The sequence below is a fragment of the Nostoc sp. NMS4 genome (assembly GCF_017115095.1).
Classification (GTDB): Bacteria; Cyanobacteriota; Cyanobacteriia; order Cyanobacteriales; family Nostocaceae; genus Nostoc.
Window position 1 is genome coordinate 23,342 of record NZ_JABXKI010000282.1, and the last position, 10,661, is coordinate 34,002.

The window sequence follows — 10,661 nt, forward strand, 5'->3', positions numbered from 1 at the left end:
TAAATAAACTAAGGCGCGGGTTCCCTCGCTGGAATCATTTTCATCAGTTTTGCTTGTAAATCTTGATTACGGCTGAGTTTGTCCAGTCGCACAATCACCAACGGCATTTCAGCAAAAGCATTTCCAGTAACTGCTGATTCAATGCGATCGTTAGTGAGAATTTCAAAGCGTAAATGAAACTTTTGCGACAATTCATCTTGCCACTGTGGGGCTAAACTACCGGGACAAATCACAAGGCAACGATGCAAATCACCTCGGATCAGTAATTCCCGCATCAGCAAACCCGCCATAATAGTTTTACCTGCAACTGGATCATCTGCTAAGAGAAAACGCAGAGGTTGTCGAGTCAACATTTCCCCATAAACGGCGGTTATTTGATGGGGTAAAGGTTCGACTAGAGAGGTGTGAACGGCTAGCAAGGGGTCGAACAGATAAGCTAGACGGATGCGGTGCGCTTCTGATGCGAGACGAAAATTAGCCCCATCAGCAGTGAAACTCCAAGCACCACCAGAGGTAATTATTTCTAGGGTAGGTTCTCTGTCTCGAAAGACTAACTCATTCCCTAGCGTGCCGCTAGCATCTTTGTATGTTAATTCCACAACATCAGAGCCATGCCACTGAGCATCAACGATGGCGACAATACTGTTTGGCAGGATACCTTGTACTTGCGTGCCTTTTGTCAAATCCTCAAGTCTAAGCATATTGCGGTGTCTTCCCTTTTGGCAGATGTCAGTAGCAATGTAGACACTAATGTTTTGTGGTAGAACATTGCTCCTTATGACCATAAGAGACACTAGGCTGGTTAGTAGTTAGTATATTTACTGCTTTTGGCTGTGGTAGCTTGATGTTGCTTAGAAAATGGCGTTGCTTAGTTGAGAGCTGATTTAAGCGATCGCTCCATGCTAGTGGCTACAGGTAAAGTGAAATAGAGTGCGATCGCATCCATCGCAAACTCAACCTATTAATTCAGTTTTGCACTTGGGATGCAATCGCCACTAAATCTTAGAGCAAATATTCCCAAATTCTTACAGGGAAGTCGTTTGCAAAATTGTACAACTTTTTTATTTGTTTTGGGATGGTAGCATGATGAAATTGTAGAACTTTATTTTTTCAAAACTTCTCAGTACCTAACGATATAATAGTGTTTGTAGCCGCGCAAATTTTACAACTTTTTTAGTTGTTTACAATAATACTCGGTTTTTATTCTTCTTATTTGTTAAACAATTATAGCACGTACACTCGCTATAATAAACTTGACATAAAAACGCTATCGATTGATTATGAATAACATTACTATATCTAATCTTGATGATGATATTAAATCTCTTTTAAAAAAACGAGCCGAAAAACATGGTCGTTCCCTCGAAGAAGAAGCCAAAGAAATTCTTCGTATGGCTCTAATAGAAAATCACGAACAGCCCTTAAACTTAGCTAATATGATTGAGCAGCGTTTTGCAAATTTGGGAGACTTTGAATTACCAGAAATTCCTAGAGAACCTATTCGCATCGTATCAACGTTTGAAGAATGATTATTCTTGATACAAATGTGTTGTCAGAATTAATGAAGCCTAAAAAGTCTGAACTGGTTCGTAGTTGGGCTGCTCAACAATCGTTAATGAGTCTGTTTACCACAACAATTACTCAAGCAGAAATTCTGTATGGTATCGCCTTACTCCCTATGGGAAAACGGCGAGAAGAACTTAGTCAAGCAGCACAACTGATGTTCTCAGAAGATTTCGCTGGGCGTGTTCTTCCTTATGTGGTGTACCTTTTGCTGCCATCTGGATTATTTCACCCTTAATTAGCTCAACTCGGTCATTTTCCTTAAAGAAGCCGAGTTCAGCTAGACGGTGATATTCAGCTACAGTAAAGCGTTTAGCAGTGGTAAGGCTCATAACAACTACGAGAATGCAGAGTTACTTTTATCTTAATATGGTCGTAACTAATTAAACGAAGTCGGAAGTCGGAAGTCGGAAGTCGGAAGTAAGTTTTGTGACGGGGATTTAGACCCCGACCCAAAACGTTCTGCTTAAGAAGCAGGGGACTTAAACCCCTAAACTTTGTTAAACTCCACCGATAGAAGATAATAATATATCTGGATCTTCTTCTTGATCGGGTTCTGTAACTGCTTCTATACTTACACCCTTCCAAGGAAAATCAAAATATTGTTCCTGAACCGTTTTTAATTCCTTTATTGACTCTTGGAAAAATAATTTCATAGCAGATACATGGTTTTCTTCAGATAAAAAATCTTTTAAGCTTTTTCGATAAAATATACCTGACCATGCTGGCAAAACTTTTAAATTACTAGGAGTCCATATATTAGGCTTATCGTTAATTACTTTCTGCATTGATTCAATAATTTTTGGGCGTTGTGCAAACTTATGAGAAACTTGCAAAAATATACCTAAATATGGATAATCAGTTAAATTACTTGGATTTAAATTGAAGTATCCAACACCACACCATAAGTCCCATGTTGAGGGAGAAAAGTGGGTGTAGATAATATATCTCTCGTCCCATTTCCATTGAGTCCTACTTGCTGCACCTTTGATAACACCTCCAAAAGCTAGCTTGAATTCCTGCTGTACTTCTTCACTGAGAGTTGATTCCATAAGAAGGAGAGTTTTGTTATAATTTACCATTGTCAATAAGTCAACTGATGAAAATTGATTAGTGTGAGACATTCCATTTTTCCTCATGAAGATTAATATTTCTTGGGCTAAGATATCAGACGCGCGTTCTTTCAAGAAGCTATAAAACTGATACCACCTGAGTTGGAAAAAATTTACCTTGGGTGGTAAATCAAAGCAATATTTTTTTATTTCATCTTTTGGATCATAATCACGGGTGATGTAAATTAAAATTCGATGTCTGATATTTGGTAAATTACTCAAAATATCAGCATATTTTTTTAAAGCATTATTTCCATCCTTCGCGCCAATTTTTGATTCAATAAATATTACATCTGTGCTTAAACCATTTGATAATTCAACAACAATATCAAGTCTACTATCCTCAGTATGGCTTGCTAGTGCTGGATGTTCTTGTTGAGTTGAAATCTTGATGTTGGAATAATTATCATCACTAATGATTGAGTGATGTTTTAGCCAATCAAGCAAAATATCATTATTCAGGGACAAAAAATAAGCAATAATCTCAGTAAAAAAATCTTCACGTGGTTTACTTGCTGAATGCAGATTGAGTAAATTGGTAAACAAAGACATTTATTTTTAAGTATTGAAAGTAATTTCAAAAAAGCAAATATATCCGGCGATTAGAAACCGTGGCTACACAAACAAAGTCCGCCTACGCGGACTCTAAGAAGTTGAAACCCACGAAGGTGGGTTTTGTCTGTATAGCCGCGAATTCCATTCGCCAGGGCAGGTTTTTATAAATTCTGTTTGTATTCGATATTACTAGCAGTGCAGCAGTTATAACTTAGCCGATCGCAGTTTGACAAGGGTGCTATACAAGGCAATACTTACAACAAATAGGGGTAAAATTTTACCCCTACAAAGTTCTGTATTATTTTAAGAATAGCTAGAGAAGCTTATTATTCTGAAGTTAAATGACTTTCTAGCAAAGATGCGATCGCATCAGGATGAATATTCTTGTATTTCTTTTTACCAATTTGTAAAACACAGTTGGGGGCGCTGCTACAGCATTTTTGGCAACTGGTATGTTCAATGCTAACTTTGTCTAACAAATTGCGATCGCACAAAGTTTTTTCTAATTCTGATAATAAACTTTTACCACCACGTTTCAGGCAACCGCCCTTTTGACATACCATAATCCTCGCTTTGGGTTGAGGTGGTAATTCTTGATTTGGACACGCATCAATTGGTGTCACTCGATAGGCTTTGATTTTTATTTTACTTGTACGTGAGTCTATCTCACTATGACCACAAATGCGAAGTTGCTGGCCAGGAACTAAGGATGAACTTAGTAAACGGCGTAACTCTTTAGGCAGTTTAATATCTACATTTCCCGATGGAACTGCCAATTGCAAGTATTTATATTTTCCTGGTTCACCACCAACAAAACCTAGTAACTGTCCCTCAAGGTTCAATTCTGATAACGTCAAATACTTGTTACCCATGATTGATAAAAATTTAGGAGTGGGGAGTTAAAAGCGAAGAGTTAGGAGTGAGGAGTTAGGAGTTAAAATTTATAACTCATAACTCTTAACTCCTAACTGTTTTTAAGCTAGGCGTTTAGCTTCTACTGTTTGGGGTAAATTTGCTGTGTCTGGCAAATCGCGAAATTCTAATTCCCAACCATTTGCTAGGGTGAGAATCTTGCCATCATTCCCATCGGTTTGTTTGACGACTTCTTCTTCAAGGTCTTTTTTAGCAACGTAAACTACTAAAGTACCGGCATCATTCATCCGTAGCATTACTTTCATGAGATTCCTCAACAGATTCTAGTTCTTTTTTCATACAGCCGACGACGAACCCTGTTTCTAAGAAATGCACAGCATATATATAGGAAGTCTGCAAATATGTGCCTATACTCGCTATGTAACCGATATCTCCCTTATTCACTAAAACTTGGCCGACTTCCTTACCAGGAAAAGTACCATCGTTTTTGAGGAGTTTACGAACTCTGACTTTTTCACCAATTTCAAAAGCAGGTGGCAAGTTTAGTTCTAATTCATCGCGTTGCATGAGAGTACCTCTGTTCTCTGACCAAATTCAATAGTTCTTCTGTCGTCAAACTGCGTTTTTTCTGTACCGATTGATGGCGTACTGCATCTAAAACAGATTGGGTTTCTTGGGGGTTCAAGAAAATTCCATGCTGTTCTAACAAGTTAGCAACCAAATGCCGTCCAGAATGTTTACCTACTACTAAACGCCGTTCCCAACCCACTTCTTCGGGTGCAAATGGTTCGTAGGTAATGGGGTTTTGCAATACCCCGTGAGCATGAATTCCCGATTCGTGAGCAAAGGTGTTTTCGCCAACGATCGCTTTCCAAGGTGGTACGCTAGCTCCTGATGCAGCTGCAACTAGTTGAGATAGTTCCAGCAAACTGGGTGTGTCGATGCCCAAATCAACGCCATAGATGCGTTTGATTGCCATAACAACTTCTTCTAATGCTGCATTCCCCGCCCTTTCACCCAAGCCATTAACTGTGGTATTTACTGATGATGCTCCGGCTTTGATACCCGCAAGGGCGTTGGCAGTTGCCAGACCAAAATCATTGTGCGTGTGGATTTCTAAGGGAATCGTCAACGCGGAAACCAGCCTTTGAACTTTGGTGTAGGTGGTGAAAGGGTCGAGAACTCCTACAGTGTCGCAGAAGCGGAAGCGGGATGCACCCCATTCTTGGGCATAAAGCGCTACATCTAAGAGGAAGTTTTCATCAGCCCTGGAAGAATCTTCTCCGCCGACTGCTACCCAAAGACCTTGATCGAGGGCGAAGTGGATTGAGTCTTTGAGTTTTTGTAAACTTACTCGCCACTGTCCATGAAATTTGGTGGCAATTTGGATACCAGAGACGGGAATGGCAATATGCACTCGGTTCAAACCGCAAGCGATGGAAGCCTTGATATCTGAGATGACAGCGCGGTTCCAGCCTAAGAGTTTTGCTTGTAAACCCAAGTCAGAAATTGCGGCGATCGCCCGGGTTTCTTCGTCGCCCATTGCCGGTATACCCACTTCTAATTCTGGTATACCAATGGCATCGAGAAACTTAGCGATCGCTACTTTTTCTTGTAGAGTAAAGGCAACACCTGCTGCTTGTTCGCCATCACGTAATGTAGTGTCATTAATTATGATTTGATTCATTGCAAATATCCCTCTCTTGGAAGTATTCTTAATATCCTTTCCCTCTACAATCCCCAGCAATGGCAAATGCTAAAAATATCACAATTCATAATGTAGGATACATGATCCTTAATTATTGCCCCATTCTTAGCATCACATCTGTATGGCAGGGAACTAAATCAATGTATAATTTACTAATCGTTTTCACCGATGTCGGTTGAAATATCTTCGAGTAGCAATGAGCTAATATAACTATTAGCAAATCCCGAACAAAGTAATACACACAATCCAGCAATTATCGATGTAATCATCTTCGTAACCTCATCTTTTCTAGTGCATTTTAGTGTAATTTAGGCAGGTAATGGTACTCAAAGCTAAGGGGTAAAAATTCGCTAACTGTGGTCTGCTAGCCAATCAAAAATCTTTTCTAGCTGCTCCAAATCAACGAAACCATACTGCCAGAGGAGCATCGGTAGTGGGCCATTTTCTAATTCACGGTGTCGCAGAGCTACAGCAATATCAGCATTTGAAAGTTCAAGTTCATTTTGCAAAAAATTGAGGAGTTTTATATCTCTGTTCCGAGTCGCCATAATCGAACTTTCAATTTCTTAATTTGGGAAAAGAATTAAAAATCAGAAATTCCAATTTATATTTAGGAATTTTGCCTTTTTAATTGTTGCTATATTGTCAGGGGAATTTCAGATTTAGTAGACCCAACAAAATCTAAACCCCGTCTAATCCATCTCAGTCTGCAACAAATTCTCCTAGCGGACAGTAGCTTCAAACTCTAAACCTATTTGAGCTTTGTGCATCTGTGAACAAAAATGATGAAGTCCAGTACTTGCGTCATGAATTCAAGATTAATCGTCTCTGAATTAGGTCTTTTTGAAATAATCATGACTCATCACTGTAATGCCAGCAACGCTCTAGCCATTCTAATAATTCGTGACGAGAAGCAAGAAGTTGCATAACTGTACTCCGAATTAGAATTGCTTCGAGCAAATTGTTCACTTGCACTCGTAAAGAACCATCAGGGGGACAAGAGCAATTAATTTTTAACTCTTGCAAACGGTGATAGATTCGCCAGCGATCGCTCAAAGGAATCTGCAAAACGTGATTTGTCATTTGTCATTTGTCCTTTGTCAGTTGTCAGTTGTCCTTTGTCATTTGCTAATGACTAATGACCAATGACTAATGACTCTTAACGCCTAAAGTTTGCAGTTGTTTTTCAAGTTGCTCGATGCGCGAGAGCAAAGAACGAATTACGTCTGCTTCCACATCGGGTAGCTTGCCATGTTCTAAAGGAGAAAGGCTGGCGTTATCGTTCCGAGAAATAATTCGGCCCGGAACTCCCACCACAGTGCGATCGCTAGGGACATTCTGCAAGACAACTGAACCTGCGCCAATACGGACGCGATCGCCAATTTGCAGATTACCTAAAACTTTCGCACCCGCTCCAATCACTGCATTTTTGCCGACTGTAGGATGACGCTTACCAGTTTCTTTACCAGTTCCGCCAAGGGTAACGCCCTGGTAAATTAGTGTATAGTCGCCGACCATCGCAGTTTCGCCAATGACAACCCCCATTCCGTGGTCGATAAACACGCCTTGACCAATTTCTGCACCTGGATGAATTTCAATTCCGGTCAAAAATCGCCCCAAATGAGAAATTAACCGGGGGATAAAACCGACTCCTCGACCATGTAACCAGTGAGCAAGACGATGCAAAGATAGCGCGTGCAATCCAGGGTAGCAAAACACCACTTCTAGCCAATTACGTGCTGCTGGATCGCGCTCAAAAATAATGCGAAAATCACTCAATAATGGCTCAAAAAAAACGCCGGAGAGTAAATTTTTCAGCATGGATGTGCGGGCAGAATCCTGTATTTTGGTTTTCTGGCAATCGCTAATACTGTCTAAAGACTGTTGCATCGGTAATGTCTATCTGGTAAATGAGTCATCTGCTATTTTTATGCTTATATCAGGTGACATCCAACTCGATACAAAACCCAATGCTGATTGGATTTATTGGATTGATTAAGGTTGTACTCAAACGCCAAAACCCCGACTCCAGATAAACCTAAAATTTATCTTGGGATAGGGGTGCTAGTCTTTAATGATGGGGGTACTAGTATTTTTGGGGCAGGGGTTAAGAATTTCTGTTCACGCTACAAGAAACTTTACCCGTAAGCATTTGCTAAGATTTTATCAAGATATTTTGCAATATATTAAGCTGTACTCAGATGCACTCAAATACGAGTTTGATAAGGCTACAAATGAATATTTTGTATATCCTATTACTATTAGTATCTTATTCTTTGGATAGGAGAATGACAGGTTTCTTTATTTTCTTTTAGGATTTGCTGTCTGTATGTATCTATACGTTTCAAAATATAGTTATCGCTCATGGTGACTGTTTTCTTATTATATAGATGTGTGGGAATAGTGATCGCAAAATCTTAGAGGATGTTTGAAAAGTCCTCTTCTTGGTAGCAAAACGTTTTAGATCCCCCTAAATCCCCCTTAAAAAGGGGGACTTTGATTCCGGTTCCCCCCTTTTTTAAGGGGGGTTAGGGGGGATCTAGAACTTTTTGTACCGACAGCCGTTAGGGATCGTCTACCTGTTCGGTGAGTTGGTCATCAGCAACCCTGTCGAGCAGAAAAACGTAATTTATACAGTATTTTGCAGTTTCTACTAGAAGTAGGTCGTGCTTAAGCGATAATAAATACATTTGCTTATAGATGCACAGTTATGATCTGCTGCCTCAATCCAGCTTGCCACAATCCCCCCAATAGCGATCGCACAATGTTTTGCACAAACTGCGGCACAGGATTGGTAGTGTTGAGAAACCGCTATCGCCCGATAAAAACATTAGGTAGTGGGGGATTTGGTAAAACTTATTTAGCAGAAGATACAGACAAACTCAATGAGCCTTGTCTCATTAAACAATTTGCACCCCAAGTACGGGGAACAGCATCACTCAACAAAGCCACAGAACTATTTGAGCAAGAAGCAAAGCGACTACAACAGTTAGGCAAACATCCCCAAATTCCCACACTTTTGGCGTATTTTAATGAAGATAATCGCCTCTATTTGGTGCAGGAGTTTATCGACGGGCAGAATTTATTAGCGGAATTACAACAGCAGGGAATTTTCAACGAGCAAAAAGTCAGAGAATTGTTGCTTGATTTGTTAGATATTCTCAAAACAGTTCATCAACAGAAAGTCATTCACCGCGATATTAAGCCAGAGAATATTATTCGTCGCAGTGATGGGAAGTTAGTACTAATTGACTTTGGTGCATCCAAACAATTGACAGCAACGGTGATCACGCAACCAGGAACAGCGATCGGTTCTTTTGGTTATACACCATTAGAACAAATGCAGGGAGGTGAAGCTTATCCAGCCAGTGATTTATATAGTATAGGTGCAACTTGCTTTCATCTGTTGAGTGGAATTCACCCTTGGGAACTGTGGAAACGACAAGGTTATGGTTGGGTTAGTACTTGGAGAAAGCATTTGCAGCAACCAGTGAGTAAAGAATTTGGGCGAATGCAGGATAAATTGTTGCAAGAAGAACACCAGCAGCGTTATCAATCGGCTGAGGAAGTTTTAAAAGCGTTAAATTCACAGTCTGTTTATTTGCTAGGACAGACAAATCCAGTAAAAATAAAACAGAAAAGTGTTGATACTTACTATAAGGAAGGATTAGAAAAATACAACAACAAAGATTTTCGCGGTGCAATTGAAGATTACACTCAAGCCATCAGAATTAATCCCAACTATGTAGACGCTTACTACAACCGGGGTTTAGCTCACTATGAATTAGGAGATAAGCAAGCAGCAATTGAAGATTACACTCAAGCCATCAGAATTAATCCCAACTATGTAGACGCTTACTACAACCGGGGTTTAGCTCGCTCTGAATTAGGAGATAAGCAAGCAGCAATTGAAGATTACAACCAAGCTATAAAAATTAATCCCAACTTTGTATACGCTTACAACCTCCGGGGTAATGCTAGCTATGAATTAGGAGATCAGCAAGCAGCAATTGAAGATTACACCCAATTCATTAAACTTAATCCCAACGATGCAAGTACTTACCACAACCGGGGTAATGCTCGCTCGGAATTAGGAGATAAGCAAGCAGCAATTGCAGATTACACCCAATCCATCAACATTAATCCCGATTTTGCAGTAGCTTATTTTTACCGGGGTTTAGCTCACTATCAATTAGGAGATCACCAAGCTGCAATTGAAGACTACACTCAGGCTATCAAAATTAATCCCAACTATGCAGGTGCTTACAATAACCGGGGTAATGCTCACTCTGCTTTAGGAGATAAGCAAACAGCAATTGCAGACTACACCCAATCCATCAAACTTAATCCCAACTTTGTATACGCTTACCACAATAGGGGTGTAGATCGCTATAAATTAGGAGATAGGCAAGCTGCAATTGAAGACTACACTCAGGCTATCAAAATTAATCCCAACGATGCACTAGCTTATTGCAACCGGGGTGTAGCTCGTGGTGAATTAGGAGATAAGCAAGCTGCAATTGAAGATTACACTCAAGCCATCAAAATTAATCCCAACTTTGTATACGCTTACAACAACCGGGGTTTAGCTCGCTCGGAATTAGGAGATAAGCAAGCTGCAATTGAAGACTACACTCAGGCTATCAAAATTAATCCCAACTATGCAGGTGCTTACAATAACCAGGGTAATGCTCACTCTGCTTTAGGAGATAAGCAAACAGCAATTGCAGACTACACTCAAGCTATCAAAATTAATCCCAACGATGCACTAGCTTATTTCTACCGGGGTTTAGCTCCAGGGCAAACGCATCATGTCAACAGAAAGAGCTTATTGTCAATAAGCTGAAAAA

The 10,661-nt window shown here is 40.0% G+C and carries 12 protein-coding genes and 2 pseudogenes; 3 read left to right on the forward strand and 11 right to left on the reverse strand.

Going from position 1 to position 10,661, the window contains the following annotated elements; translation table 11 throughout:
- Positions 1-8: 8 nt before the first annotated feature.
- Positions 9-701: an SNF2-related protein gene (locus tag HWQ37_RS26625; RefSeq protein ID WP_292753184.1), complete on the reverse strand. Its 693-nt coding sequence runs from the start codon at positions 699-701 to the stop codon at positions 9-11.
- A 579-nt stretch (positions 702-1,280) separates the two neighbouring features.
- Between HWQ37_RS26625 and HWQ37_RS26630 the strand changes: the two genes are divergently transcribed.
- Both HWQ37_RS26630 and HWQ37_RS26635 read left to right on the forward strand, forming a co-directional pair.
- Entirely contained in the window at positions 1,281-1,529 is a 249-nt protein-coding gene (locus HWQ37_RS26630) for a FitA-like ribbon-helix-helix domain-containing protein (RefSeq protein WP_292753187.1), read from the forward strand.
- Positions 1,526-1,759 (forward strand): annotated as a pseudogene (locus HWQ37_RS26635) (PIN domain-containing protein); the annotation flags it as partial. The gene HWQ37_RS26630 and the pseudogene HWQ37_RS26635, both read left to right, overlap by 4 nt.
- On the opposite strand, the pseudogene HWQ37_RS26640 reads toward HWQ37_RS26635, so the two are convergent.
- From HWQ37_RS26640 to HWQ37_RS26685, 10 genes and pseudogenes are all read right to left on the reverse strand, one after another.
- Positions 1,758-1,895 (reverse strand): annotated as a pseudogene (locus HWQ37_RS26640) (Uma2 family endonuclease); the annotation flags it as partial. The pseudogenes HWQ37_RS26635 and HWQ37_RS26640 sit on opposite strands and share 2 nt — an antisense overlap.
- 168 nt (positions 1,896-2,063) lie before the next feature.
- On the reverse strand, positions 2,064-3,227 hold the full coding sequence (locus tag HWQ37_RS26645; protein ID WP_292753190.1) for a PD-(D/E)XK nuclease family protein: 1,164 nt from the start codon (positions 3,225-3,227) through the stop codon (positions 2,064-2,066).
- Between the two features lie 329 nt (positions 3,228-3,556).
- Positions 3,557-4,102, reverse strand: a complete 546-nt coding sequence (locus HWQ37_RS26650; RefSeq protein WP_292753193.1) for a (2Fe-2S) ferredoxin domain-containing protein — start codon at positions 4,100-4,102, stop codon at positions 3,557-3,559.
- A 102-nt stretch (positions 4,103-4,204) separates the two neighbouring features.
- On the reverse strand, positions 4,205-4,408 hold the full coding sequence (gene nifT / locus HWQ37_RS26655) for a putative nitrogen fixation protein NifT (protein ID WP_114083693.1): 204 nt from the start codon (positions 4,406-4,408) through the stop codon (positions 4,205-4,207).
- The gene (locus tag HWQ37_RS26660) at positions 4,383-4,670 is read right to left on the reverse strand and encodes a nitrogen fixation protein NifZ (protein ID WP_094349913.1); all 288 of its coding nucleotides are present in this window, start codon (positions 4,668-4,670) and stop codon (positions 4,383-4,385) included. The genes nifT and HWQ37_RS26660 overlap by 26 nt, the downstream gene beginning before the upstream one ends.
- Positions 4,657-5,790, reverse strand: coding sequence for a homocitrate synthase (gene nifV / locus HWQ37_RS26665; RefSeq protein WP_292753196.1), 1,134 nt, complete (start codon positions 5,788-5,790; stop codon positions 4,657-4,659). Before nifV ends, HWQ37_RS26660 begins: the two co-directional genes overlap by 14 nt.
- A 371-nt stretch (positions 5,791-6,161) precedes the next feature.
- On the reverse strand, positions 6,162-6,359 hold the full coding sequence (locus HWQ37_RS26670; protein ID WP_292753199.1) for a DUF2949 domain-containing protein: 198 nt from the start codon (positions 6,357-6,359) through the stop codon (positions 6,162-6,164).
- Between the two features lie 304 nt (positions 6,360-6,663).
- Positions 6,664-6,894 (reverse strand): Asr1405/Asl0597 family protein, encoded by a 231-nt coding sequence (locus HWQ37_RS26675; RefSeq protein ID WP_292753202.1) that lies wholly within the window; start codon positions 6,892-6,894, stop codon positions 6,664-6,666.
- Between the two features lie 66 nt (positions 6,895-6,960).
- A complete protein-coding gene (gene cysE, locus HWQ37_RS26680) occupies positions 6,961-7,701 on the reverse strand; it encodes a serine O-acetyltransferase (RefSeq protein ID WP_292753205.1) in 741 nt (246 codons plus the stop codon).
- A gap of 674 nt (positions 7,702-8,375) precedes the next feature.
- Entirely contained in the window at positions 8,376-8,501 is a 126-nt protein-coding gene (locus tag HWQ37_RS26685) for a hypothetical protein (protein WP_292753208.1), read from the reverse strand.
- A gap of 20 nt (positions 8,502-8,521) precedes the next feature.
- Here HWQ37_RS26685 and HWQ37_RS26690 point away from each other — a divergent pair, with 20 nt between their 5' ends.
- Entirely contained in the window at positions 8,522-10,657 is a 2,136-nt protein-coding gene (locus tag HWQ37_RS26690) for a serine/threonine-protein kinase (RefSeq protein WP_292753211.1), read from the forward strand.
- The last annotated feature ends 4 nt before the right edge of the window (positions 10,658-10,661 follow it).